Origin of the sequence: Romboutsia maritimum, from assembly GCF_002251085.2 — a bacterium.
Classification (GTDB): domain Bacteria; phylum Bacillota; class Clostridia; order Peptostreptococcales; family Peptostreptococcaceae; genus Romboutsia_B; species Romboutsia_B maritimum.
The window spans coordinates 134503-161467 of sequence record NZ_NOJZ02000001.1 but is presented as its reverse complement, the minus strand read 5'-3'; the positions used below and the strand labels follow the sequence as shown (position 1 = coordinate 161467).

Annotated in this window: 22 protein-coding genes; 19 read left to right on the top strand and 3 right to left on the bottom strand. The window is 28.3% G+C overall.

Annotation, left to right across the window (positions count from 1 at the left end):
- Window positions 1-43: 43 nt before the first annotated feature.
- Entirely contained in the window at window positions 44-340 is a 297-nt protein-coding gene (locus tag CHF27_RS14625) for a protein kinase domain-containing protein (protein ID WP_330409719.1), read from the bottom strand.
- Between the two features lie 495 nt (window positions 341-835).
- On the opposite strand from CHF27_RS14625, the gene CHF27_RS00750 reads away from it, so the two are divergent.
- From CHF27_RS00750 to CHF27_RS00740, 3 genes are all read left to right on the top strand, one after another.
- On the top strand, window positions 836-1732 hold the full coding sequence (locus tag CHF27_RS00750) for a TetR/AcrR family transcriptional regulator (RefSeq protein ID WP_095404882.1): 897 nt from the start codon (window positions 836-838) through the stop codon (window positions 1730-1732).
- A complete protein-coding gene (locus tag CHF27_RS00745; protein WP_095404883.1) occupies window positions 1716-3125 on the top strand; it encodes an MDR family MFS transporter in 1410 nt (469 codons plus the stop codon). Before CHF27_RS00750 ends, CHF27_RS00745 begins: the two co-directional genes overlap by 17 nt.
- An 850-nt stretch (window positions 3126-3975) precedes the next feature.
- Window positions 3976-5295 (top strand): cell wall-binding repeat-containing protein, encoded by a 1320-nt coding sequence (locus tag CHF27_RS00740; protein ID WP_158534712.1) that lies wholly within the window; start codon window positions 3976-3978, stop codon window positions 5293-5295.
- Between the two features lie 115 nt (window positions 5296-5410).
- Here the strand turns inward: CHF27_RS00740 and CHF27_RS00735 are convergent, their stop codons facing one another.
- A complete protein-coding gene (locus tag CHF27_RS00735) occupies window positions 5411-6148 on the bottom strand; it encodes an NAD-dependent protein deacylase (protein WP_095404885.1) in 738 nt (245 codons plus the stop codon).
- A 320-nt stretch (window positions 6149-6468) separates the two neighbouring features.
- Between CHF27_RS00735 and CHF27_RS00730 the strand changes: the two genes are divergently transcribed.
- Entirely contained in the window at window positions 6469-8352 is a 1884-nt protein-coding gene (locus CHF27_RS00730) for an SH3 domain-containing protein (protein WP_095404886.1), read from the top strand.
- 59 nt (window positions 8353-8411) lie between these two features.
- Here CHF27_RS00730 and CHF27_RS00725 read toward each other — a convergent pair whose 3' ends face one another.
- Window positions 8412-9086, bottom strand: coding sequence for a hypothetical protein (locus CHF27_RS00725; RefSeq protein ID WP_095404887.1), 675 nt, complete (start codon window positions 9084-9086; stop codon window positions 8412-8414).
- Between the two features lie 142 nt (window positions 9087-9228).
- Here CHF27_RS00725 and CHF27_RS00720 point away from each other — a divergent pair, with 142 nt between their 5' ends.
- The 15 genes from CHF27_RS00720 to CHF27_RS00645 all read left to right on the top strand — a co-directional run bounded on the left by CHF27_RS00720 (window position 9229) and on the right by CHF27_RS00645 (window position 26962).
- Window positions 9229-13521 (top strand): PolC-type DNA polymerase III, encoded by a 4293-nt coding sequence (locus CHF27_RS00720; protein ID WP_095404888.1) that lies wholly within the window; start codon window positions 9229-9231, stop codon window positions 13519-13521.
- Between the two features lie 233 nt (window positions 13522-13754).
- Window positions 13755-14216 carry a ribosome maturation factor RimP gene (gene rimP / locus CHF27_RS00715; protein WP_095404889.1) on the top strand — a complete coding sequence of 154 codons (462 nt, stop codon included), beginning with the start codon at window positions 13755-13757 and terminating at the stop codon, window positions 14214-14216.
- Window positions 14217-14246: 30 nt separating this feature from the next.
- Window positions 14247-15293, top strand: a complete 1047-nt coding sequence (nusA, locus tag CHF27_RS00710; protein ID WP_095404890.1) for a transcription termination factor NusA — start codon at window positions 14247-14249, stop codon at window positions 15291-15293.
- A gap of 13 nt (window positions 15294-15306) precedes the next feature.
- Window positions 15307-15582 carry an RNase P modulator RnpM gene (gene rnpM / locus CHF27_RS00705; RefSeq protein WP_095404891.1) on the top strand — a complete coding sequence of 92 codons (276 nt, stop codon included), beginning with the start codon at window positions 15307-15309 and terminating at the stop codon, window positions 15580-15582.
- Window positions 15572-15892, top strand: coding sequence for a L7Ae/L30e/S12e/Gadd45 family ribosomal protein (locus CHF27_RS00700; protein WP_095404892.1), 321 nt, complete (start codon window positions 15572-15574; stop codon window positions 15890-15892). The genes rnpM and CHF27_RS00700 overlap by 11 nt, the downstream gene beginning before the upstream one ends.
- 39 nt (window positions 15893-15931) lie before the next feature.
- Window positions 15932-17875, top strand: a complete 1944-nt coding sequence (gene infB / locus CHF27_RS00695) for a translation initiation factor IF-2 (RefSeq protein ID WP_095404893.1) — start codon at window positions 15932-15934, stop codon at window positions 17873-17875.
- Between the two features lie 18 nt (window positions 17876-17893).
- Window positions 17894-18283: a 30S ribosome-binding factor RbfA gene (rbfA, locus tag CHF27_RS00690; RefSeq protein ID WP_095404894.1), complete on the top strand. Its 390-nt coding sequence runs from the start codon at window positions 17894-17896 to the stop codon at window positions 18281-18283.
- Window positions 18264-19247 carry a DHH family phosphoesterase gene (locus tag CHF27_RS00685; RefSeq protein ID WP_095404895.1) on the top strand — a complete coding sequence of 328 codons (984 nt, stop codon included), beginning with the start codon at window positions 18264-18266 and terminating at the stop codon, window positions 19245-19247. The genes rbfA and CHF27_RS00685 overlap by 20 nt, the downstream gene beginning before the upstream one ends.
- A gap of 13 nt (window positions 19248-19260) precedes the next feature.
- On the top strand, window positions 19261-20166 hold the full coding sequence (truB, locus tag CHF27_RS00680; protein WP_095404896.1) for a tRNA pseudouridine(55) synthase TruB: 906 nt from the start codon (window positions 19261-19263) through the stop codon (window positions 20164-20166).
- A gap of 26 nt (window positions 20167-20192) precedes the next feature.
- Complete coding sequence (locus CHF27_RS00675) at window positions 20193-21122, top strand: bifunctional riboflavin kinase/FAD synthetase (protein WP_095404897.1); 930 nt, start codon at window positions 20193-20195, stop codon at window positions 21120-21122.
- Between the two features lie 101 nt (window positions 21123-21223).
- Window positions 21224-21481: a 30S ribosomal protein S15 gene (rpsO, locus tag CHF27_RS00665; RefSeq protein WP_095404898.1), complete on the top strand. Its 258-nt coding sequence runs from the start codon at window positions 21224-21226 to the stop codon at window positions 21479-21481.
- Window positions 21482-21590: 109 nt separating this feature from the next.
- The gene (locus tag CHF27_RS00660; protein ID WP_095404899.1) at window positions 21591-22430 is read left to right on the top strand and encodes a DegV family protein; all 840 of its coding nucleotides are present in this window, start codon (window positions 21591-21593) and stop codon (window positions 22428-22430) included.
- A 159-nt stretch (window positions 22431-22589) separates the two neighbouring features.
- Complete coding sequence (locus tag CHF27_RS00655) at window positions 22590-24704, top strand: polyribonucleotide nucleotidyltransferase (protein ID WP_095404900.1); 2115 nt, start codon at window positions 22590-22592, stop codon at window positions 24702-24704.
- A 155-nt stretch (window positions 24705-24859) separates the two neighbouring features.
- Entirely contained in the window at window positions 24860-25609 is a 750-nt protein-coding gene (locus tag CHF27_RS00650; protein ID WP_095404901.1) for a polysaccharide deacetylase family protein, read from the top strand.
- 111 nt (window positions 25610-25720) lie between these two features.
- On the top strand, window positions 25721-26962 hold the full coding sequence (locus CHF27_RS00645) for a M16 family metallopeptidase (RefSeq protein ID WP_095404902.1): 1242 nt from the start codon (window positions 25721-25723) through the stop codon (window positions 26960-26962).
- Window positions 26963-26965 lie beyond the last annotated feature (3 nt).

Below are 26965 nucleotides of genomic sequence, written 5' to 3'. Positions count from 1 at the left end.
AATCTAACTCATCATACCATGGTTTTGATTTTAGGCTATTTTTTTAAAAAGAAGGATAATGTAAATGAATGAGTAAGTGACCTAAATACGAAAAATCTACAGAAGGTACATATCTTTCGTTATTAACTAATCTTGCAAGACTAAAATCAATAAGATAAACATCATCATCATCAATAATTACGTTTGGTACTCTTATATCTCTGTGAACTATATTCCTTTCATGAAGATATCTTATTATACCTATAATCTTAATTCCTGCTTTATAAATTTCAGCAGGAGTAAATATATGATTATCTCCAAAAATCATTTCTTCTATTGGCTTTCCGATTTTATATTCCAAACAGTCCTTCACCTATTAATCTAATTACCTTATATCTATCAATCAAAAATCCTGGTGGATATATCTTTCTTCTGAAAATAGGTATCATGACCATGAACTTTTATATTTTTTTCTTTTATAATGACTTTTGTTAGAATGATGGCTATTATATTTTCTACCAGAGCTAGAAAACGAACCAAATATTTTAAGTATACTGCTTAAAAGGCCTTCTCATTTGTAATATTTACTTCCTTTATTACTTCAAAAAATATAATTAAAAAACAAACTCTCATAAAGCCTCAACTACTTAGCAGCACAAACCAATGTCCTTTATGGTAACCTCAATTAACGAAAAATATTAAATGATGCTTTTCATGTACTAAAACGTACTAGTATTAATATCTTAGTTTTAAAACTTGCTATAATTTAGAATAAATAGTATACTAAGTACAATAAATCAGTACTGAATAGTATTTTACAGTACTGATTGGTTTCGGAAGAAAGGTGATATTTAAAATGGATGAAAAATCAAAATTAATTATGGAAGTAGCTCAAACTTGTTTTAATACTCAAGGGATAAAATATACGTCTATAGATGAAATAGTAAAAGAATGTAAAATATCTAAATCAACGTTTTATAAATATTTCTCAACAAAAGAAAATTTAGTTTCGGAAATTATATCTTATTCAAATGAAAAATTCTTGAAATATACCACAGATATAGATATAGACAAAAAACTTAATAATAGAGATAAATTAAAGAAAAAAATAATTTTCATACTAAATTATATAAAAACAAATTTTTTCTTTAATACTCAAATTTTAAATGAGTTTCCTGAGATAAATGGTAAATCAAGAAAAAAAATAAAAAATAGCATAAGGGCAAATGTATTACAAGCATATTATGTTAGTCTAATTGATGTGTATGGAAAAAAAATAGAAAATAGTGTTTGGGAAGTAATATTTATATTAGACAGTTTAGTACATGAGTTCAGCTTAATAAATCGACTAAATGATGAGGATTCTAAAGAAGAACTTGTAGAAACTTTTATTTTAAGAACTATAGATATATATATCGAAAATCTTAAGAAAATTAAACCAATAATAGATAAATCTATTTTCTATAGTTATAAAGAAGTTGATGAAAAGAGTTCATATAAATTATTAGAAGTGAGGTTTTTAGAAGTTGTAGGAAAAATAAAAATTATTATTGATAAGATAGAAAACAAAAAATTAAAAGAAGCTATTTTAAAAGTAGAAGAACAAGCGATAAGTAAATTATACAATTCTTTAATTATGGATGCTATGTTAGCTTATTTAGAAAAAGAAAACGTAATAAAAGAAGATATATGTTTATTGAATAATTTAAAAATCAAATTAGAAGAGGAAAATTTAAATGACACAAATGAATAAGGCACAAAAAAATTTAATAGTATTTATAATAATGATAGGAACCTTTTTAACATCTCTTAACCAAACAGTACTAACATCAGCGCTGCCAAGTATAATGAGTGATTTTGGTGTTGATGCTAGTATTGGTCAGTGGATAACAACAGTTTATCTACTTGTTTTAGGGATTATGATTCCAACAACAGCATATTTAATAGGTAAGTTTTCAACAAGAAGATTATTTATATCATCGATGGGATTATTTTTTATTGGATGTATATTATCGATAATTGCTCAAAATTTTATGACTATGATATTATCAAGAATTCTTCAAGCTATTGGTGCGGGAATTATTATGCAGCTAGTTCAAGTTACTATGATAAGTTTATATCCGGTAGAACAAAGGGGAAAAGCAATGGGTATATATGGGTTTGCGATTGGATTTGCACCAGTAGTAGGGCCTGTCGTAGCAGGATATATGATAGATATTTTAGGATGGAGATCTATATTTTACGTATTAGGGTTTATAGCAATAACTGATATTATTGTAGCATTTTTATTATTAAAAAATGTTGGAAAGACAAAAAAATCTACTTTAGAAGTAATATCTGTAATATTATCAACATTAGGATTTGGTGGATTGCTAGCTGGTTTTTCTAATGTGGGAATTTACGGTATAGCTAATCCTATAACTAATATTCCTATGATAATTGGGATTTTATCTCTTATAGTATTTGTAAAAAGGCAATTAAAAGTTGAAACACCATTATTAGAGCTTAGAGTATTTAGAAATACTAACTTTACAATTAGTACTATTTTATCAGTTATTATTTATATGGCTATGATGTCAGCTACGGTAATTATTTCTCTTTATGTACAGTCTGTAAGAGGGTATTCAGCAGTTGTATCAGGTATGCTTATGCTGCCAGGATCTATATTAATGGCTATTTTAAGCCCAATAGCTGGTAATATATTAGATAAATATGGTCCTAGAAAATTAGTGACATGTGGTTTTATATTTTTAGGGATTGGTACATCTGCATTTTCAATGTTAAGCCAAAATACACCTTTAATTTATCTATCGACAATGTTTTGTTTTAGAATGATAGGAATAACCTCTTTACTAATGCCTGTTACAACTTGGGGAATTAATGCACTAAAGCCAGAAGAAATATCGCATGGTAGTGCAATAAATACAACACTTCGTCAAGTATCTGGAGCTATTGGGTCATCTGTACTTATTAGTATAATGGCTTATATAGCAAGTAATAGTAAAAGTTCTTCAGTAGCTGTTGCTAATATTAAAGGAATGAATGCATCTTTCAGAGTTGCAACTGCTATAATTGCAGTTGGTATTATTTGTTCTGTGATTTATGTGAAAGATGATAATTTATATAATGAAGAGGCAATAGGATAAAATTTATTACGTTCATAAGATGCTATTATACAATTTTAATATATTAACTTTAACAGCTATTAAATATTTATAGGATATGGTTAAAAAGTCTGGATTTGAAGGAAGATATGATAAGTGAATTATAAAATAGATATAAACACTTTTTAACACGGAATATAATAAATCTAAAATATTAGACTTAATGTAATTGGTTTACTTAAAGATTTAAGAAAGTCTGGATATTTGTACAGATAAATGTAAGGTAGAAATTGAAGAATATGATATATAAAAATTAAGAAAAGTATGAATACTTGCGAACATATGAAGGTAAATTAAAGTTGATTTAAAAAGAAGTATAGATAGTAAACTTAAATGAAGATGATTTCAGTTGGAATATTGAAAGGAACGTAAGTCTAGGATGTGACGAGCTATCGCTCGAATAAGTACAGTTTATGTATCTGTTAAGTATTGCCGAGGAGATTACACAAACAACTCAGACAGTTAGGTTATAAAGGACAATTCGAGAAAATATCTATGTTTAGGTGGAAAAATTCATGATTTACATTAGTGTACATGGCACTTGCTAATAAATGGTTTGAGGAAATGAAACTATTTGACATGTTTAAAGTAAAAGTCAATATTTTGTATTGCTACATTTAGTAGCAACTAAAATTTATCAAGAGTTGTATGTGAGGCTTACACTTACGGTTATGTGAGATGGATGAACTCGGGATTAATTACCCCAGGTTTTACATATGTCATAAAAAGAATAAAAAAAGTGAATCAATTTTGTTTAAATAATACTTATTTATATATACAATTTAAGGTGGGGTTGATTCTAAATTGTACATATAAAAGGGGGAAATGCAAAGTGAGTTTTTTTAAAAAAATAATTTTAACTATTACAATTGTACTTTCTATTGGTGGATTTAATATCTCATTATCAGGAGCAGAGGAACCTACAAGTATTTTAGCAGGGAAGGATAGATTGGAAACAGCAATAAATATAAGTAGAAATGGATGGAGTGTTTCTGACAATGTAATTATAGTCAATGGAGCAGCTATTCCTGATGCACTTAGTGCAACACCTTTTGCAAAAGCAAAAAATTCACCAATACTTTTAACTCAGAAAGAAAAATTAGACGAGCGTGTTAAAATAGAGCTGAAAAGATTAAAGACTAAAAATACATATTTAATAGGAGGAACATCTATCTTAAATGAAAATATTGAAAATCAATTAAGTAGTATGGGGATAAATTGTATAAGAATTTTTGGACAAGATAGATATTCAACATCTTTAGAATTAGCGAAGGCTTTAGACAAAAATAATCCAATTACTCAAATAGCTGTAGCAAATGGAGTTTCTGGATTAGCTGATGCAGTAAGCGTTGGAGCTCCAGCAGCTCAATTGAATATACCTATTATTTTAGCTGATCCAAATCAAGGAACTAAGATTGCTGACGATTTTATAAAATCTAAAAATATTAAAAAGACTTATATAATCGGAGGAGAATCAGTTTTATCAAAATCAATTGAAAATAATCTTCCAAATCCCAAAAGGATTTCAGGTCAAACTAGAAATGATACAAATGCAAATGTAATTGATGAGTTTTATAAATCTAAAAAATTAAATAAAGTATATATTTCTAAAAATGGTATGAGTAATCAAAACCAATTGATAGATGCTTTAGCTGTTGGACCATTAGCCGCTAAAAATGAATCTCCAGTTATAATAAGTGATTTTTGTTTAAGTAATCATCAAAAAAAAGTGTTTTTCAATAAAGATATTATGTATATTGTAAAAGTTGGAGGAGGAGATGATTATAGAAGAGCATTTTATGAGTTGTTAACAAATGAGGATTACAAAAAGGATAAATCTGAAATAGATAAAGCTTCAGAACTTATATATGAAACAGAGGGTTATTCTAAAGAAGATGTACTTGTAGTATATGATCCTTTCGATAATTATGTTCAAGAGCAAGATATTAAAGATAATTACTATATTTTTTCAATGATTTCTTTATATGAAGGTGAACCTATAACTCAAGATGATAGTAATATTCTAGTCAATAAAAAAAATAACCTCGTATATATATATGATGCTGATGGCAACTTTGAGTTGTACAATCAGTATATAAATAATTCTAATGCTGAATATGACGATGACTTTTCTTTGGAATATATTGATTAGGATTCAATTGATTAAAAAATAGAGGCTTATCGGCTTGATAAGCCTCTATTTTTTAATTGAGTAAAACAGTGAAATATATAATATATCAAACATAGTAATATATAAATCGAGGAATTTATTTATCTTTTAATACAGTATCATATAGAACTTCTCCAATAGATTTATTAATAACTAAAGAAGCATGATTGTCAAAAGGAGTAGAGCCTTTATTTATTAAAACAATTTTATTACCTTTAAAATAATTTATAAAACTTGCAGCTGGGTATACAGCTAAAGAAGTACCACCTATTATCAATAAATCAGCTTTACTTATATATGAAATAGTCTTAGTAATAGTATTTTCATCTAAAGCTTCTTCGTAAAGAACAACATCGGGTTTTACTATAGAACCGCATTCATCACAAATAGGTACGATACCATCTAAGTTCAACATATCATCTAAGTTAAAAAACTTATGACATTTAGTACAATAATTTCTATGGACAGAACCGTGGAGTTCTAATACATTTTTACTACCAGCTATTTGATGAAGGCCATCTATATTTTGAGTAATGACAGCCTTTAATTTACCTATATCTTCAAGATGAGCTAATGCTAGATGTGCATTATTTGGTTTAGCACCCTTATAAATTAGCTTATCTTTATAAAAATTAAAAAACTCATCAGGATACTGAATAAAAAATGTATGGGAAACTAATTGTTCAGGTGAAAATTGTTTGTGTAGTTTTTGACTAAATAGTCCCGAAGAACTTCTAAAATCAGGAATATTTGACTCAGTACTAACACCAGCTCCTCCGAAGAACACTATGTTGCTACTTTCTTTTAATAATTTTGATAACTTTTCAATACTCATAAAAACATCTCCAAACTATATTCTTTACTTTTATTATTGCACAGTTCTTAGAAAAAATAAAATAGATATATAAGTAGAAAAAATAATTTTAAGTATATTTTATAGTGATATAATTATTTATATAATAAGTATAAAAACTATAAAAATAAGTATGAAAATTTATCAATATTATCTTGGATTAGAATAAATAATCAAAAGTGTAAAAAATAATGGTACTTAAGAGGTAATTTTAATGCATGGAAAATATTTACTAAAATAATAAGTTGCCGTATAATTAAAATAAATGTAGATTATTAGAACGTAGAAATGGGGGAGAATAAGTGAAAAAAAGAATTGCCCTAGCGACATTGGCTATGCTGCCTATGATGTTTACTAATGCGCATGCAGCGGGAGAAACAGGAATAGTTACAGCTAATTCCTTAAATGTAAGAAGCAAAGCTGGAACAAATTATAGCGTTCTTTTTACTGTTAAAAAAGATGATGTAGTTATGATAACAGATTCATCTAATGGATGGTATAAAATAAAAACTAATTTAGGGAAAGAAGGATGGGCTTCATCTAATTATATAAAGAAAGTAAATTCAAGCACGCAAACTATGACTCAAAATAAAAAACAAGTCTCTATAAGTCGATTAAATATGAGAAGTGGAGCGAGTACAAGCTATAGAGTAATAACTGTATTAACAAAAGGATCAACAGTTGAGATAATGTCAGAAAGTAATGGTTGGGCAAAAATAAAATATAGTGGAAGATTAGGATATGTTTCTAGTGAATATTTGACTACTGTATCAAATAATACTTCTAATAATATAAACAGTAACACAAATAGTAACATAAATAGTAACACAAATAATAATAATAATGCGAATAATGATACAAATAATAGTACTAACACGACATCTAAAACTAAACAGGTAAATATAGCATCTTTAAACGTTAGAAGTGGAGCAGGTACAAATTATAATATAGTAGGAAAAGTTTCTAATGGACAAAAAGTCAATGTAATATTAGAAAGTAATGGTTGGTCGAAAATTAAATTTAATGGTAAAGATGCATATGTATCTAGTAGATATTTAAAAGATGTATCAACTAATACAAAACCATCAACACCATCAGTGCCATTAACACCATCTCAACCGTCAACGGGTACTCCTGAGGTTAAGGAAACAAAGAAAGTAAATACTACAAGTCTTAATGTAAGAAGTGGACCAGGAACATCATATTCTTCAATAGGTAAGGTATATCAAAATAATGAAGTAGGTATAATATCAGAAAGTAATGGTTGGAGTAAAATAGTATACAATAATAAAGAGGCATATGCATCTAGTCAATATCTAGTAAGTGCAAGTGGTTCGAATGGAAGTATTAATAATAATACAGGTAACAGTGCAGGTGGTAGTCAAATTGTAAATGGATATACCGTAAATTACAAATCTTTGAATTATACATTAGCACAACATGTTGATAAACAGTATGAAAGAGCTAGTGTAGGAGGTAATGTAATAGATTCTAGTAAACTTAAATCAGAAGCGGTAGGACAGTCAAGGGGATTTGTACCTGCAGGAAAAGATGATATTGAATACTATGTTAATCCTAAAAACTTTACAGGTAGCTCTAAAGGTATGATGCAATTTTTAAGAATTGATAGTTATAAAGGTGGAATATCTGTAGGTACTTTAAATTCTTATTTAAATAGTTTATCATCTGGAAATAATGTGTTTTATAATCAAGGAGCAGCTTTTATAAATGCAGCTCAAAAATATAATATAGACCTTGTGTATTTAGTATCTCATGCTATGTGGGAAACTGCATATGGAAAATCTACATTAGCTCAAGGACAAACATTAACTTCATATAAAGGTGAGCCATTAAGTAATCCTGTTAAAGTTTATAACTTCTTTGGGATAGGAGCAATAGACAAAAGTGCAAATGTATCAGGTGCACAAGCAGCATATTCAAATGGTTGGACAAGTGTGGAAGCAACTATTGATGGTTCTGCTAAATGGATTTCACAAAATTATGTAAAAAATTCTAAATATAATCAAAATACTATTTATAAAATGAAATGGAATTATGATTATACTTGGCATCAATATGCAACAGATGTAAATTGGACTAATGGAATATCTGGAGTTATGAATAATTTAATCAGTTTATATGGAACAGGTAAAAATTTATTATTTGAAGTTCCTCAATATAAATAAGAATAAACAAGGACTATGTGAATTATAACAATATAAATTCAATATAGTCCTTATTAAATTTAAACAAAGTACCTTTTATATTTGAAAAATATATCTAAATTATTATCTATAACTATATTTTTTAAATTACCAAAATTATATGTGGCTAAAGCATATTCTTTTATCTTATTAAAAATATGTTCTTCATTTTTATCATCGAAAACTAAAATAGTTTTAGCTATATCCCAAGCCTTTGATTCTCTATCAATTAAGTTCTTTTTTAAATCTAAAACACAAATTTCTAAATCAGTTGGTAAATTATATTTATAAAAATTATTATCATTAATATCTATATTATATTCAATTAATTTGTCAACAATGTTAGATATGATATTAGAATACTCAACTCGAGCAAGTGATATATCTGGATCTAATATATGCCCAACTTCATGTGATATTACAAATTTAGATATTGATTTTATATTTTGCAATGATATATGAATATTATTATTACTATAAGTATTTGCAAATGTGAAAAAATTGTAGCAAAAAGATAAAAAACCTTGCTTGGAAGTTAAAATAATTCTAAGTTTAGGCAGTGCGCATATAGGAATATTCTTGTTTTTTGAGTAATGAAGATATACTTTTTTATTTATATTTAATTTTTTTAATGAATTTTTAAGAAGCTTTTTTTCTCCTAATTCTGAATAGTAAAGTAATATTTTTCTAAAGTTAACTTCTTCAAAAGAAGACATATAAACACCGCCTTATATATAAAAGTAGATTTTAGTCTTTATATATAGTATTAAAGTGCATAAGATTTGTAGCTAATCCAAATTAAAATAGTAATGATATAAATAGCTATGATATAATAATTAGTCTAAGGTAGGTGATTTGATGGAAAGTGTAAAAGAATATCTAGATAAATTAGAGATAAATAATAGCATATTACTAAAGCAAATGAAAGATGTTTATATAAATAGAGTAGTTTATTTTAAGGAAGATAAAATAGTATACTTTTACCTAACTTCAAAGGATATAGTATCTTATGAACTTTTGGATAGCTTCAGAGAAGAATTAATGAATAAATTAGATTATTTTAGAAATATAAAATTAAAAATACGATATACAGGATTAGATAGAAAAGCAAATAAAGATATTATAAAAAAATATTGGTCTAATATAATATACATTTTAAAAAGCTTGTGTCCATCAATAGAAGGATGGAAAAAACAAGTTGAATTTTTATGTTTAGAGGATAATTTAAAAATAAAACTACCTAAAGGCTTATTCTATGATAGATTAATGAAAAAAAATATAGTTCATGTTTTAAAAAGTATATTAAGTGAAGAATTAGGACTAGATCTTAATATAACACTTGAAAGGGCAATAGATGAAAAAGTTAATGTTGATAGATTGATAAAAAGAAATGATCGAGAAATTGAAGAAAAAGTTAGAGAATTAGAAGTCAATCAAGTTAGTCATGAAGAAGAAGAAAAAGGATATGTAATTAAACCTGAAATAGATGAAAATTTAATTTATGGAGATAATGTAAATGTAATTATAGAACATGTATCTAGGATTAATGCATCTTCTGGAACGGTTGGAATAGTTGGTGAAGTTTTTGATGTTGAAACTAAAGAGCTTAGAAATGGAAAAATTTTATTAATAATTGCGGTTACAGACTATACTAGTTCTATTAGTTGTAAGCTATTTTTAAATGATACGAATAAAGATAGTGTATTAGCAAAAGTTAAGAAGGGATCATATCTAAAAATTAAAGGTGATGTAATTTATGATGTTTATCAAAGAGAAATTACAATGACTATTAGTGGAATAAGAGAAGAAAGTAAGCCTGAACGTAAAGATAAGGCAGAGAGTAAAAGAGTAGAACTACATGCACATACACAAATGTCTTCTATGGATGCTATTTGTCCTGTAAAGAAATTAGTAGAAAGGGCTATAAAATGGGGTCATAAAGCTATAGCAGTTACAGATCATGGTATAGTTCAAGCTTTCCCAGATGCTATGTCAGCAGCTAAAGGAAATGATATAAAAATTTTGTATGGAGTAGAAGGTTATCTAGTAGATGATGATTCTTTAATTATAGAATATGCAAATGATAAAGAACTATCTCAAACATTTGTAGTATTTGATATAGAAACAACTGGTTTTTCTAATACAAATGATAAAATAACTGAAATTGGAGCAGTAAAAATAGAAGATTTTAAAATAGTAGATAGATTTAGTGAACTTATAAATCCCCAAAAAGATATATCTTATAAAATACAAGAACTAACAGGTATAACTAATGACTTGGTTAGAGATAAGCCTACAATAGAAGAAATTTTACCTAAGTTCATGGAATTTGTAGGAGATAGTGTATTAGTTGCACATAATGCAGAATTTGATACAGGGTTTATTTCTCAAAAATGCACAGAACAAGGTTTAGAATATAATAATAAAAGTGTGGATACATTAGCCTTAGCTAGAGTGTTACTTCCAGATTTGAAAAGACATAGATTAAATGTTGTAGCAAAGGCATTGGGAATACCACTTTTAAATCACCATAGAGCAGTAAACGATGCAGAGGCAACAGCTCATATATTTAATAAATTTTTAGACATGCTACTTAAAAAAGGTGCAAAAACTCTGAGTGATGTAAATGAAGTTATAGGAAAAATAGATTATAAAAAATTAGGAACAAATCATATAACTTTAATAGCAAAAGATTACACTGGACTTAAAAATTTATATAAAATAGTATCAGATTCTCATGTTAATCACTTTTATAGAGCCCCAAGAATACTAAAAAGTATTCTAGAAGAATATAAAGAAGGCATAATAATTGGATCAGCTTGTGAAGCAGGAGTTATATTTAAAGCAGTTAAAAAAAATGTTTCAGATGAACAAATGAAAAAATTAATAGATATGTACGATTATATTGAAATTATGCCTATTGATAATAATAGATTTATGATTGAAAAAGGTGAAGTTAGAGATGAAGAGGAATTAAGAGATTTAAATAGAAAATTAGTAGAAGTAGCTAAGAAATTTGGAAAAATACCAGTAGCAACGGGAGATGTTCATTTTTTAGATAAGCATGAAGCTGTATTAAGAAAAGTACTTAAATATTCTCAGGGATTTAAGATAGATGATCAAGAAACATATTTACATTTTAGAACAACAGATGAAATGTTAGAGGAGTTTAAATACTTAGGTGAAGAATTAGCTCATGAAGTTGTGGTTGAAAATACTAATAAAATTGCAGATATGGTAGAAAAAATAAAGCCAATTCCAGATGATACATATCCTCCTGTAATAGAAGGATCAGATGTAGAGTTAAGAGAAATGTGTTACTCAAAAGCGAAAAGAATTTATGGAGACCCACTTCCTGAAGTTGTTCAAAAAAGACTAGATAGGGAATTAAATTCAATTATAAGCAATGGATATGCAGTAATGTATATAATAGCTCAAAAACTTGTTACAAAGTCACTAAGAGATGGATATTTAGTTGGATCAAGAGGATCAGTTGGATCATCTCTTGCTGCAACGATGAGTGATATAACTGAGGTTAATCCACTTCCAGCTCACTATATATGTGAAAATGAAGATTGTAAGTATTCATACTTCTATGAAATAGGGGAATGGGGATCTGGAGTGGATTTACCAAATAAGAATTGTCCAAAATGTGGACGACCACTTAAAAAAGATGGACATGATATACCTTTTGAAGTTTTCTTAGGATTTGAAGGAGATAAAGAGCCTGATATAGATTTAAACTTCTCTGGTGAATATCAGCCAATTATACACAAATATACAGAAGAACTTTTCGGAGAAGGATATGTTTATAGAGCAGGGACAATAGGTACGGTAGCAGAAAAAACTGCTTTTGGATATGCACGAAAATATATAGAAGAAAATAATATAAATGTACCAACAGCAGAAGCTTTAAGACTGGCAAATGGTTGTACTGGTGTAAAAAGAACATCAGGACAGCATCCAGGTGGAGTTATGGTTATACCTCATTATAAAGAAGTATATGATTTTACACCAATACAGTATCCAGCAAATGATACTTCTTGCGGTGTCATAACTACACATTTTGATTATCACTCTATAAGTGGTAGAATACTTAAACTTGATATACTAGGACACGACGTTCCGACCATTATAAGAATGCTTGAAGATATAACTGGTATAGATGCTACGAAAATTCCTCTAGATGACCAAGAAACTATGTCTTTATTTACATCTACAGATGCATTAGGAGTAACTCCAGAAGAGATAAATTGTCCTATAGGATGTCTTGCGATACCTGAGTTTGGTACAAAGTTTGTAAGACAAATGTTGTTAGATACGAGACCGACTACTTTTGCAGAATTAGTGCGTATATCAGGACTTTCTCATGGTACCGATGTTTGGCTGAATAATGCACAAGATTTAGTTATAGAGGATATAGTAGGACTTAAAGATGTTATATCTACTCGTGATGATATAATGAACTACTTAATATTTAAAGGATTACCACCAAAGATGAGTTTCACAATAATGGAAAGCGTAAGAAAAGGTAGAGGATTAAAACCAGAGCATATATCAGAGATGGAAAAAAATGATGTACCAGAGTGGTATATAGGTTCATGTCAAAAGATAAAATACATGTTCCCAAAAGCACATGCAGTGGCGTATGTTATGATGTCGTTTAGATTAGCATATTGTAAAGTTCATTATCCGGAAGCTTTTTATGCGACATACTTTACTACAAAAGCAGAAGACTTTGATGCTGACATAATAGTAAAAGGAGAAGAAACTATAAAAAGTAAGATACATGAAATTGAAGCACTAGGGAATGATGCTTCAACTAAAGAAAAAAACATGTTAACGGTTTTAGAAGTTGCGTATGAGATGTATGTAAGAGGTATAAAAATACTACCTGTAGATATATATAAATCAGATGCTAAGAAGTTCCAAGTTATTAAAGAAAAAACATTGTTACCACCAATGATAGCACTTCAAGGTGTTGGAGAAAATGCAGCTTTAAATATACAAAAAGAAAGAGAAAACGGAGAGTTTATATCCAAAGAAGATTTAAGAAAGAAAACAAAAATATCTAAAACAGTAATAGAAACTCTTACAAATCATGGATCACTTGAAAATATGAGTGATGAAAATCAGTTATCTTTATTTTAATAAAATTATAGTATATTTAATAAAAATATAGAAATATTATTATTAATATTAAAATGAGTAATATATCTTTATGAGAAAAGTAGACATAATATAAAACATTGCAAATAAAACTAATATATGGTATAGTGGTATATAAAATAGTATAATTTGCAGAAACTAAGAGTGAGACTGTTGTGCTCACTCTTTTATTTTAATAATGCTATTTAATGTACAACTGAATAGGAGGGAAGAATATGAAAAAAAGTATAGAAACTACGATAGAAGAGCTAGTATCTAAAATAACAGATGCCAATGGATTTGAACTTGTAGATGTTGAATATGTAAAAGAAGCTGGTGAATACTATTTAAGGGTATATATAGATAAAGAAGGTGGAATATCACTAAATGAGTGTGAAGTGGTTAGTAGAGCCTTAAGTGAAATATTAGATGAAAAAGATCCTATAAAGGAAAATTACTTCTTAGAAGTATCATCTCCAGGACTTGATAGACCTTTAAAAAAGGAAAAAGACTTTATAAGATATCAAGGTAGAGAGGTTGAGATAAAATTATATAAACCAATGAATGGAACTAAACAACTTGAAGGTGAATTAGTTGGTTTAACAGAAGATAAGAATATAAAAGTTATAATAGATAATGAAGAAGTTGAGTTTAATAAAAAAGATGTTGCACTTATTAGACTTGCAATAAAGTTTTAGTTAGATGTGTAATAACAGGGAGGAAAAAAGATGAATCACGAATTTTTAGAAGCAATCGAGGAATTAGAAAAAGACAGAGGTATAGATAAGGAAATACTTATAGATACTATAGAACAAGCTCTTTTAACTGCATACAAAAAGAACTTTGGATCAGCTCAGAACGTAAGAGTGGAATTTGATAGACAAGGTGGAAATATAAAAGTATTTTCTCAAAGAGTAGTAGTAGATGAATCTGATTTATATGATACTTTCTTAGAAATAGAATTAGATGATGCTAGAAAAATTAATCCTAACTATGAATTAGGAGATATAATAGAAAATGAAGTTACACCAATGGACTTTGGAAGAATAGCTGCTCAAACAGCAAAACAAGTAGTAGTTCAAAGAATAAGAGAAGCTGAAAGAGAAATCGTATACAAAGAATACTTAGAAAAAGAAAATGAAATAGTTACTGGAGAAGTAGCTAGAGTAAATAAGAACATAGTATATGTAAACCTTGGTAGAATAGAAGCTGTAATGACTCAAGCTGAACAAATACCTGGAGAAAACTATAAAGCTGGTCAAAAAATAAAGGTGTATATATTAGAAGTGAAGAAAACTAATAAAGGACCTCAAATAGTAGTATCTAGAAGTCATCCAGGCTTAGTTAAGAGATTATTTGAATTTGAAGTTCCTGAAATATTTGAAGGAATAGTTCAAATAAAATCAATAGCTAGAGAAGCTGGTTCTAGAACTAAAATGGCTGTAAAATCTATTGATGAAAAAATTGATCCAATAGGAGCTTGTGTAGGACCAAAAGGTTCAAGAGTTAAAAATATAGTAGATGAACTTGGAGACGAAAAAATTGATATAATAAAACATAGTGATGATCCAGCAGAATTTATATCTGCATCACTAAGTCCATCAAAAGTTGTAAAAGTAGAAGTTAACGAAGAAGAAAAATCTGCATTAGTTGTTGTTCCAGATTACCAATTATCATTAGCTATAGGTAAAGAAGGTCAAAATGCAAGACTTGCAGCAAAACTTACTAACTGGAAAATCGATATAAAGAGTGAATCTCAAGCAAGTCAGGAATAAGGAGGGATAGTCTTTGCAAAAAATAAAGAAAGTGCCTCAAAGAAAATGTATAGCCTGTCAGGATAGAGACTCTAAAAAAGAGCTTGTAAGAATTGTTAAAACCAAAGATGGTGAAATATTCTTAGATTTAACAGGTAAAGCAAATGGAAGAGGAGCTTATATTTGTAAAAGCTCTGAATGTTTAAAAAAAGCTATAAAAACAAAAGCTTTAAATAAGGCTTTTAAAATAGAAGTATCTGATGAGGTATATGAAAAATTACTTGCGGAGTTAGAGACATATGAAAAATAATGAAGAAAAAATATACTCATTTTTAGGGCTTGCGATGCGCGCAGGTAAGATAGTTTCTGGAGATGATTCAACATTGCTTGAACTAAGAAGAGGAAATATAAAATTAGTAATAATAGCAGATGATGCTTCAGATAATACGAAAAAACTTTTTAAAGATAAGTCATCATTTAGAAATATACCATATGTGAATTTTTCAACAAAATTGCAATTAGGACTTTCTTTAGGGAAAGCTCCAAGAGCGGTTTTAGGAATTAAAGATCAAGGATTTTCTGATAAGATAATGGAATTAATTAATTCAATGAACAAATAAAATTAATTAATTTAACAAAATATAATAGGGGGTGATCTTGTGTCAAAAACAAGAGTATACCAAATAGCGAAAGATTTAAATATATCAAATGAAGAACTTATAAATAAGTTAAAGGAACTTGATATAAATGTAGAGGATCAAAATTCTGAATTAGATAATGACAATATAGAATTAATAAAAGAAATGTTAAATGAAGAAACAGCTGTATCAGATGATGGGAATAACATAACTATAGAGGGAAAATTAACAGTTCAAGAAATAGCTAATGCATTAGATACATCAGCATCTGAAATAATAATGAAACTTATGAAAATGGGAACTATGGCAACAATAAACCAAGAAGTAAGTTTTGAGATAGCATCTTTAGTAGTTAGTGAATATGGATTTAACCTAGTAGTGGGTGAATCTGATGAAGAAGAAGAAGCTATAGAAGCATTATTAGAAATAGAAGAAGATGCAGAAGAAGATTTAAAACCAAGACCACCAGTAGTGACTGTTATGGGACACGTTGACCATGGTAAAACATCTTTATTAGATGCAATAAGAGAAACTCATGTAACTTCAAATGAAGCAGGTGGAATAACACAACATATAGGTGCTTCTGAAGTTTCAATAAATGGACAAAAGATAGTATTCTTAGATACACCAGGACATGAGGCTTTCACATCAATGAGAGCTAGAGGTGCACAAGTTACAGATATGGCAATATTAGTTGTTGCTGCAGATGATGGAATAATGCCTCAAACAATAGAAGCTATAAACCATGCTAAAGCTGCAGAAGTTCCACTTATAGTTGCTATAAATAAAATAGATAAGCCAGGAGCTAATCAAGATAAAGTAAAACAAGAATTAGCTGACCAAGGCTTATTAGTTGAAGACTGGGGTGGAGAAGTAATATCAGTTCCAGTATCAGCTCTTAAAAAAGAAGGTATAGATACATTACTTGAAATGGTTCTTTTAGTAGCAGAAATGGAAGAGCTAAAAGCTAACCCTAATAAAAGAGCTGTAGGTACAGTTATAGAAGCTGAACTTGATAAAGGTAGAGGACCAGTTGCTACAGTACTTGTTCAGGGTGGTACATTAAAAGTTGGAGATCCAATAGTTGCAGGTGTTGCTTGTGGTAAAGTTAGAGCAATGATAAATTCTAAAGGAAAAAGAATTAAAACTGCAGGACCATCTACAGCTGTAGAAATATTAGGTTTATCAGAAGTTCCACAAGGTGGAGATCAATTCGTATCAGTTCCAACTGATAAAATAGCTAGAAGTGTAGCAGAAAAAAGACAACAAATAGCTAGAGAAGAAATGTTAAAATCGAACCAAAGAATGTCACTTGATGAATTCTTCAGTCAAATGAGTGAAGGTGAAGTAAAAGATCTTAACATAGTTATAAAAGCAGATGTACAAGGTTCAGTTCAAGCGGTTAAACAATCATTAGAAAAATTATCTAATGATGAAGTTGCAGTTAGAGTTATACATGGTGGTGTTGGAGCGATAACAGAATCAGATGTTATGCTTGCTGCTGCATCTAACGCAATAATAATAGGATTTAATGTAAGACCAGTTCCAGGTGCAGAACTAATGGGTGAAAAGGAAAAAGTTGATATAAGATCATATACTATAATATACAAAGCAATAGAAGATGTTCAAGCAGCTATGACAGGTATGTTAGATCCAGAATATAGAGATGAAGATACAGGTAAAGCTGAAATCAGAGAAATATTTAAAATATCTGGTATAGGAACAATAGCAGGATGCTATGTAACTTCAGGTAAAATATTCAGAGGATCTAAAGTTAGACTTGTTAGAGATGGTATAATAATTCATGACGGTGAACTTGCAGCATTAAAGAGATTTAAAGATGATGTAAAAGAAGTTAATAATGGATACGAATGTGGTATGAGCTTTGTAAATTACAATGATATAAAAGAAGGCGACATAATAGAAGCTTATATAACTAAAGAAGTAGAAAGAAAATTAAAATAGTAAAAGAAGGTCGATATTATGGCATCATATAACAGAACAAGAAGAATAGCAGAAGAAATAAGAAAAGTAATAAGCACAATGCTTATAAGTGGAATAAAAGATCCTAGGATAACATCTATGGTAAGTGTAACTGATGTTGAGGTTACAAATGACTTAAGTTATGCTTATGTATATATAAGTATTTTAGGTGGAGATGAAGAATCTACATTAGAAGGTCTTAAAAGTGCAGTGAACTTCATAAGAAGAGAAGTAAGTAAAAATGTTAAGCTTAGACATACTCCACAAATAATTTTTAAAGTTGATGATTCAATTAAAAATGGTATGTATATGTCTGACCTTATAAGAAAAGTTAATGAAAATAAAAGTGAACAAACTCAAGATAATGAGGATGAAAGCTATGATAAATAATATTGATAATATTATAAAACATATAAATGAGAGTAACGATTTTATCGTTACCTCTCATATTAGTCCTGATGGAGATAATGTAGGCTCAACTTTAGCAATGTATTATTGTTTAAAGAAATTAAATAAAAATGTTTATTATGTTCTTGATGATAATACACCTTTAAACCTTAAATTTTTAGTAAAAGGTGTAGAAATATTAAGATCTAATGAATTGAAAATAAATGATTATAGTTTAATATCTCTTGATTGCGGAGATAAATCACGAATATGTGTAAGTGATGAAATTATAAATAATTCTAATAAATTAATATGTATAGATCATCATGCAAGTAATAATTATTATGGTGATTTAAATTATATAGATAGTGAAGCTTCTTCTACTTGTGAATTAGTATATAATCTATTAGTAAGATTTTATCAAGTAAGTAATTTGAATTTAATAGATGAGAAAGTAGCTACTGCTCTTTATACAGGGCTTGTAACAGACACTGGAAACTTCTCTTATTCAAGTACCCATCCAAGTAGTTTTGAAATGGCTAAAGAGTTACTTATATTAGGTGCAAAGAGAGATACTATAATTCAAAATGTGTTCCAAAGTAATCCTTTTAATTTCTATAAATTACTAGGAGATGCTTTAAATACATTAGATATAGTAGAATCTAAAATAGCAAGTATAATGTTAACAAAAGAAATGTTAAAGAAATATAGTATAAGCTTTAATGATGTTGATGCAATTACGTCTTATACAAGGGATATACAAGGCGTAGAAGTTGGGATTTTATTAAAAGAGAAAAAAGAAAATGAAGTTAAAGTTAGCCTAAGATCAAAGAATTATGTTGATGTTAGTGAAATTGCTAAAACTTTTAATGGAGGTGGCCATGTAAGGGCTGCTGGATGTACTATATATGATAGTATTGAAAATGCTAAAAAATTAGTACTACAAGAAGTTTTAAAAACAATCTAAGGTGATAAAAAACATGGATAAAATTGTAAATATATTAAAACCTACTGGAATGACATCTCATGATGTTGTAAGTAGGGTTAGAAGAATTTTAAATATAAAGAAGGTTGGACATACAGGTACCCTTGACCCAGATGCGTCAGGGGTATTACCTATATGTATAGGAAAAGCAACCAAAGTAAGTGAACTTATACTTAATAAAGATAAATCTTATATATGTGAGTTAACTTTAGGAATAAGTACTGATACATATGATGCATCTGGAACTATTTTAAAAAGAGTAGAAAATTTTATAATAGAAAAAGAAGATATTAAAAAAGCTTTTAAAACACAAATTGGAGAAATAGATCAATTTCCACCAGTATACTCAGCATTAAAGGTAAATGGTAAAAAAATGTGTGATATAGCTAGAAGTGGAAATGCTGATAAAATTGAAATTAAATCTAGAAAAGTTAATATAAAGCAGCTTGATATACTTAGCATAAAAGATGAAAAAATAATGTTTTATGTAAAATGTTCAAAGGGAACGTATGTAAGAAGTATTTGTCATGATATAGGAGAGATTTTAGGAGTAGGAGGGCATATGTCTTTCTTACTTAGAACATCTTCTGGTAGATTTAATCTTGAAAATGCAATAACATTAGAAGAATTAGAAAAATTTCATGAAAATAATAATCTTGAAAAGTACTTATATGATATAGATTATGTACTTAATAATTTCAATTCAGTACAATTAAATCCATCTGCTTTGAAATATTATAGCAATGGAGGAATAATAGACAAGAAAAGATTTAATATAGATACTGTTGGCCAGGAAAATGAACTTGTAAGAGTTTATATTGGGGATATGTTTTTAGGTGTTGGTAAGTTATTAAAAGACAATAACACTATAAGCCTAAAAAGTGATAAAATATTTATATAAACTATAATTCTGGTGGGGAAATCATTATGGCTATTTTTAAATTTATAAGTGAAATAGAGGGGATAGAAAAAAGTGTTGTAACTATAGGTAATTTTGATGGACTACATAAAGGTCATCAAGTGCTTATAAATAAAGCTGTAGAATATGGAAAAAAACAAAACATAAAAAGTATAGTATTTACTTTTGAAAATCATCCAGGAAATTATTTTAATTCAAGTTCTATAAAAAATATTATAACAAATAAAGAAAAGATTAGAATATTACAAAAATTAGGTGTAGATGTTATTATTAGTATTCCTTTTGATGAATATATGACTAAAATATCTGCAGATGATTTTGTAAAAGACATTTTAGTAAAAAAACTGGGGGCACAAAAAGTAATAGTTGGACATGATTTTACTTTTGCAAGGAACAAAGAGGGGGATTCAAATCTATTAAAAATATTAGCAGCTAGATATGATTTTGAGGTTGAAATAGTTAAGCCTATAAAAATAAATAATATAAGAGTTAGCAGCACATATATCAGAAATCTAGTAGCTCAAGGAAGTGTATGTAGAGTGAAAGAGTACTTAGGTCATGACTATGAAATTGAAGGTGAAGTAATTCATTCTAAAAAATTAGGAAGACAGTTGGGTTTTCCAACGGCAAATATAGAAGCAAAAGATGATATGCTTATTCCAAGATGTGGAATATATGCAACAAAAGTTAATATAGATGAAAAAATATATTTTGGAGCAACAAATATAGGGTATAATCCTACTGTAAAAGGGGAAAAATTATCTATTGAAACTAATATTTTAAACTTTGATGAAGATATATATGGTAAAATTATAAAAATTGAGTTTTTAGAAAGAATAAGAGAAGAAAAAAAATTTAATTCTTTAGAAGAATTAAAATCACAATTAAAAAAAGACACTAATTATGTATATGAAAAGTATATTTGCAAAAAAAAATAAAATATGATAGAATAAATAATGCGTTAACCATCACTCGGCATATGAATACTCCAATCAATGCTTAGTGATAGGCGATTATAAAATTTATGGAGGTAAACACAATGTTAAATAAAACAGAAATAATAAAAGAGTTCGGAAGATTTGAAGGAGATACTGGTTCTCCAGAAGTTCAAATAGCTTTATTAACAGCTAGAATAAATGAATTAAACGGACATTTAAAAACTCATAAGAAAGACCACCACTCAAGAAGAGGTTTATTAAAAATGGTTGGTAGAAGAAGAAACTTATTAGCTTACTTAAAAGAAAAAGACTTAGAAGGATACAGAGCATTAATAGTTAAGTTAGGTTTAAGAAAGTAATTTTATTCTTTGTATAAAAGCAGGTATACTAAATACCTGCTTTTTTGTACTTAAATAGAAGGAATTAAATAATATATATATAATAAATAAAGTAACGGGGGGGATCGCAATGAAGATAAAATTAATATGTGATAGCTTATGTGATATTCCAAAGGAAATAGAAAGTAAAGAGTATGTAGAGGTAGTCCCACTAACTGTAATATTTGGCAATAAAGAATATAAAGATAATATAGACATAACTAATGAAGAATATTATGAAATGTTAAGAACTAGTGAAACTTTACCTAAAACTTCTCAAGTAACTTATATTCAATTTAAAGAAGTTTTTGATAAATACATAGAACAAGGATACCACATAATTTGTATAACTGGAGCGGCTAAGTCTTCAGGTACATTCCAAAGTGCAACTTTAGCAAAAAATGATACAAGTGAAAACATACATGTATTTGATACTGTTAACTTATCATTAGGTAGTGGGCAATATGTTATAAAAGCTTGCGAGCTTATAGAACAAAATTTAAATCCAGAAGAAGTAATAAAAGGATTAGAAGATATAAAAGATAGTGTTAGATTATTATTTGTACCAGGAACATTAGACTATTTAAAGAAAAGTGGGAGAGTTCCAGTAGCAGCAGCTATAATAGGTAATATGTTAAGTATAAAACCAATATTTTTCTTTGATGATGCAGAAGCAAAATTAATAGGAAAGGTTAGAGGATCTAAACATATTGCTAGTAAATTAGTTGATACTATTCTAGAAATGAATGATAACAATTTAGAGAATAAGATAATTACAATAGGATACGGAGATAACTATAGTGATTTTGAAAAATTAAAAGAAGAAGTAAATAAAAGAATAAAAGCTAGAAGAATATTATTTACTAGAGGAGGATCTTGTATCTGTTCTCATACTGGTCCAGAAATATTAGCAATAAGTTGTTCTGATTAGAAGAGAGTAAATTAAGATTAAAAAGTAAATAATAAAATATAATAAAATTTAAAGAACAGCTAATAGCCCACATTTATATTGTTAAATTATAGTATTTTTGATAAGATAGTACATGAGATGGTAAACGTGGTTTTAGTATAAGAGGAGGTACAAGCATTAATGTTTGAACATAAAATTTTTAAAATGGATTTAGCAGGAAGAGAGTTTTCTGTTGAGATAGGAAAGATAGCTGAACTAGCAAGTGGTAGTGCCATATTAAGATACGGAGAAACAATGGTTATGGTAAATGTATCTAAATCAGCTAAGCCAAGAGATGGAATAGATTTCTTCCCTTTAAGTGTAGATTATGAAGAAAAGTTATACTCAGTTGGTAAAATACCAGGTGGTTTTTTAAAGAGAGAAGGTAAGCCTTCAGAAAAGGCTATACTTACTTCAAGATTAATAGATAGACCTATAAGACCGTTATTCCCTAAAGGTTTTAGAAATGATGTACAAGTTGTTGCTACAGTTTTATCTGTGGATCAAGATTGTACTCCTGATATAGTTGCGATGATAGGTTCATCAATAGCTCTTTCTATATCTGAAATACCTTTCAATGGACCTACAGGTTCTGTTTTAGTAGGTTTAGTTGATGGGGCATTAGTAGCTAATCCAACAGCAGAACAAAGAGAAAAAAGTTCATTACATTTAGTAGTTTCAGGAACTAAAGAAGCTATAATGATGGTTGAAGCAGGTGGAGAAGAAATACCAGAAGCATTAATGCTTGAGGCTATATTATTTGCTCACGAAGAAATCAAGAAAATAGTAGCTTTCATTGAAACAATAGTATCAGAAGTAGGAAAAGAAAAAATAGAAATAGCTCTTCATAAAATAGATGAAGAAGTAGAAAAAGCTGTTCGTGAATTTGCTACTGAAGGTATGAAAGAAGCTGTTAAAACTATAGAAAAGCTTGAAAGAATGGAAAATATGGAAGCTGTAAGACAAGCTACTTTTGAACATTTTGAAGAAATACTTGAAGATTATGAGTATGATATAGAGGAAACTCTTCAAGTTATAATAAAAGAACAAGTTAGAAAACTTATTGTACATGAAAATATAAGACCTGACAACAGAAAATTAGATGAAATAAGACCTATATGGTGTGACAATGGATTTATACCAAGAGCTCATGGTTCAGGATTATTTACAAGAGGACAAACTCAAGTTATGACAATAACAACACTTGGAGCACTTGGAGATGTACAAATTTTAGATGGTCTTGATGAAGAAGAAAATAAAAGATATATGCATCATTATAACTTCCCAGCATACAGTGTTGGAGAAGCTAGACCTTCAAGAGGACCAGGAAGAAGAGAAATTGGACATGGAGCACTTGCAGAGAGAGCTTTAATACCAGTACTTCCTTCTAAAGAAGATTTCCCATATGCAATAAGATTAGTTTCTGAAGTATTAAGTTCTAATGGATCAACTTCTCAAGGTAGTGTTTGCGGATCTACATTATCTTTATTAGATGCAGGAGTACCTATAAAAGATATGGTTGCAGGTATAGCAATGGGTCTTATAAAGCATGATGATAAGGTTGCAGTACTTTCAGACATACAAGGTATGGAAGATCATCTAGGAGATATGGATTTTAAAGTTGCAGGTACAGAAAAAGGTATAACAGCTATACAAATGGATATAAAAATAGCTGGAATAGATGAAGAAGTTCTTAGAAATGCATTAGCTCAAGCTAGAGTTGGTAGAATACACATATTAAATGAAATGAGAAAAACAATAGATGAGCCAAAAGCAGAATTATCTAGATATGCTCCTAAGATAGTAACAATGAGAATAAATCCAGATAAGATAAGAGATGTAATAGGACCTGGTGGAAAAGTTATCACTAAGATAATAGATGAAACAGGGGTTAAGATAGATATAGAACAAGATGGAGAAGTATTCATAGCAGGTATAGATCCAGAAATGATAAAATTAGCACAAGAACGTATAAATAATATAGTTGCAGAAGCTGAAGTTGGACATACTTACAAAGGTAAAGTAACTAGAATAATGAATTTTGGTGCTTTTGTGGAAGTACTTCCAGGAAAAGAAGGATTACTTCATATATCTCATATAGCACACGAAAGAGTTGCTAAAGTTGAAGATGTATTAAACATTGGAGATGAAGTTGAGGTTAAGGTAACTGAAATAGATGAAAAAGGAAGAGTTAATTTATCTAGAAAAGTACTTTTACCTAAACCAGAAAAACCAGAAACAAAAGAAAATAAATAATATATAAAGATGATAAAAATAAAAAATGGTGAACTCATATGAGGTCACCATTTTTTAATTATTATAATTAAGACCACTCATTTTTGCATAAATACAAATTTAAATTAATAGTATTAACTAAGAAATGATTTGTACATATTTAGGAGGAAGCTTTAATGATAATGATGGTACTTAATAAAAATAAACTAAAGAAAATAATTTTATCAGTAATAGCAGCAGTAGTAATATTAGGAGGAGTTGTATTTGCACTAAATAAAAATAGTTCAACTTCTACGTTTAATTTATTTGATGCTGCAGAGTTACCTTATGATAGAGGAACTAAAGAAAATAGTGGTTACGTTGCATTAACTTGCAACGTAGACCTAGGATGGGAAACTGAGTATGTAGAATCAATACTAGAGACGCTTAAAAAAGAAGATGTAAATATAACATTTAATGTAACAGGTAAGTGGGCAGAAAAAAATAAAGATATTTTATTAAAAATGAAAAAAGAAGGTCATGAAATAGGAAATCATGGGTATAAACATTTAGACTATGCAAAATTATCGTATGATGAGAACTTAGAGCAAATAAGAACATCTAAGAAAATTATAGAAGATGTAATTGAAGAAAATACAAAATTTTTTCAAGCTCCAGCTGGATCATTTGGAGAAGGAACTATAAAGGCAGCAAAAGAACTAGGTTATACATCAATAAAATGGGACATAGATACAATTGATTGGAAGTACAGAGAACAACCTGATGTAATAATAAATCGAGTTAAAAATAAAGAAATGAAGGATAGCAGTATAATATTAATGCATCCAACAAATGCAACAACTAAATGTTTAGATGATATTATTAAAATAGTGAGAGATAAAGGACTAAAGCCTGGTAAATTAAGCGATGTATTTATAGTTGAATAAATTATATCACTAACTTATAATTTAATACATATATATATAAGTAGAGAAAATATAAATTTTAATAGATATATAACTAGATAAAATAATGAGAAAAGTAACTGGAGGACTAAAATGTATAAAACACACACGTTAGATAATGGATTAAAAATAATTGGAGAGGAAATACAACATTTAAAATCAATAACACTTGGTATTTTGGTTAATGCAGGTTCTAGAATAGAAGATTCTCAAATAAGCGGAGTATCTCATTTCATAGAGCATATGTTGTTTAAAGGAACAAAAAATAGAACATCAAAAGAAATAGCAAGTGAAATTGACAATTTAGGAGGACAAATAAATGCATTCACAAGTAAGGAAAATACGTGTTATTATGTGAAATTATTAGATGAACATATAGATATTGGAATAGATGTACTTAGTGATATGATTTTGAATTCTAAATTTGATAAGTACGATATAGATAAAGAGAGATTAGTAATACTTGAAGAATTAAAAATGTATGAAGACTCACCAGAAGACTTGGCTTATGATTTATTAACAGAAAACATATACAATAACAAAGGAATTGGCATGAATATAATTGGAACAACAAAGTCAATTGATAATATAAATAGAGAAAATATGTTTGAATATTTTGAAAAATACTATACTCCTAACAATGCTGTTATATCAATATCTGGAAACTTTAAATTCGAAGAACTTGTTGAGAAGTTAAATGTAAAATTCAAAGATTGGAAAAGTAAAGAAGTAAATTTAAATATAGAAGAATCTGAATTTAATTCGTGTATCATAACTAAAAATAAAGACACAGAACAGATAAGTTTAGCTATGACTTTAAAGGCTATACCTAGAGAAAATGTAAATGAAGTATATGCTTTATCTATAATTAATAATATATTTGGAGGAAGCATAAGTTCAAGATTATTTCAAAAGGTAAGAGAAGAAAAGGGATTAGTTTATTCTATTTATTCGTCTCAAAGTTTGTATAGAAAATGTGGAGAACTTGGTATTTTTGCTAGTATGAGTAAAAAAAATCTAAAAGAAGTATATGAATTAATAAAAAGTGAAATTGTAGAAATAAAAGAGAACTATTTAACTGAAAAGGAAATTCAGCAAAGCAAAGAACAACTTAAAGGTAGTTATATATTAGATTTAGAAAGCACAAGTAGTAGAATGTCAGCTATAGGAAAAGCTATGTTATTTAACGATAAAGTTAGAACGACAGAAGAAATACTTGAATCTATAAATAATGTAGATATTAAAACTATAAAAAATGTAATAGATAAAGTATTTAATATAGAAAATATAGGAGTGTGCATTGTTGGTAAAGGAGTAGATAAGATTAAATTATAAAAA

Coding starts and splice junctions, on each gene's coding strand:
- nusA (WP_095404890.1), top strand. CDS start 14,247: ATGAATCACGAATTTTTAGAAGCAATCGAGGAATTAGAAAAAGACAGA.
- rbfA (WP_095404894.1), top strand. CDS start 17,894: ATGGCATCATATAACAGAACAAGAAGAATAGCAGAAGAAATAAGAAAA.
- CHF27_RS00750 (WP_095404882.1), top strand. CDS start 836: ATGGATGAAAAATCAAAATTAATTATGGAAGTAGCTCAAACTTGTTTT.
- truB (WP_095404896.1), top strand. CDS start 19,261: ATGGATAAAATTGTAAATATATTAAAACCTACTGGAATGACATCTCAT.
- rpsO (WP_095404898.1), top strand. CDS start 21,224: ATGTTAAATAAAACAGAAATAATAAAAGAGTTCGGAAGATTTGAAGGA.
- CHF27_RS00685 (WP_095404895.1), top strand. CDS start 18,264: ATGAAAGCTATGATAAATAATATTGATAATATTATAAAACATATAAAT.
- CHF27_RS00675 (WP_095404897.1), top strand. CDS start 20,193: ATGGCTATTTTTAAATTTATAAGTGAAATAGAGGGGATAGAAAAAAGT.
- rimP (WP_095404889.1), top strand. CDS start 13,755: ATGAAAAAAAGTATAGAAACTACGATAGAAGAGCTAGTATCTAAAATA.
- CHF27_RS00650 (WP_095404901.1), top strand. CDS start 24,860: ATGATAATGATGGTACTTAATAAAAATAAACTAAAGAAAATAATTTTA.
- CHF27_RS00655 (WP_095404900.1), top strand. CDS start 22,590: ATGTTTGAACATAAAATTTTTAAAATGGATTTAGCAGGAAGAGAGTTT.
- CHF27_RS00725 (WP_095404887.1), bottom strand. CDS start 9,086: ATGTCTTCTTTTGAAGAAGTTAACTTTAGAAAAATATTACTTTACTAT.
- CHF27_RS00745 (WP_095404883.1), top strand. CDS start 1,716: ATGACACAAATGAATAAGGCACAAAAAAATTTAATAGTATTTATAATA.
- CHF27_RS00735 (WP_095404885.1), bottom strand. CDS start 6,148: ATGAGTATTGAAAAGTTATCAAAATTATTAAAAGAAAGTAGCAACATA.
- CHF27_RS00660 (WP_095404899.1), top strand. CDS start 21,591: ATGAAGATAAAATTAATATGTGATAGCTTATGTGATATTCCAAAGGAA.
- CHF27_RS00645 (WP_095404902.1), top strand. CDS start 25,721: ATGTATAAAACACACACGTTAGATAATGGATTAAAAATAATTGGAGAG.
- CHF27_RS00700 (WP_095404892.1), top strand. CDS start 15,572: ATGAAAAATAATGAAGAAAAAATATACTCATTTTTAGGGCTTGCGATG.
- CHF27_RS00720 (WP_095404888.1), top strand. CDS start 9,229: ATGGAAAGTGTAAAAGAATATCTAGATAAATTAGAGATAAATAATAGC.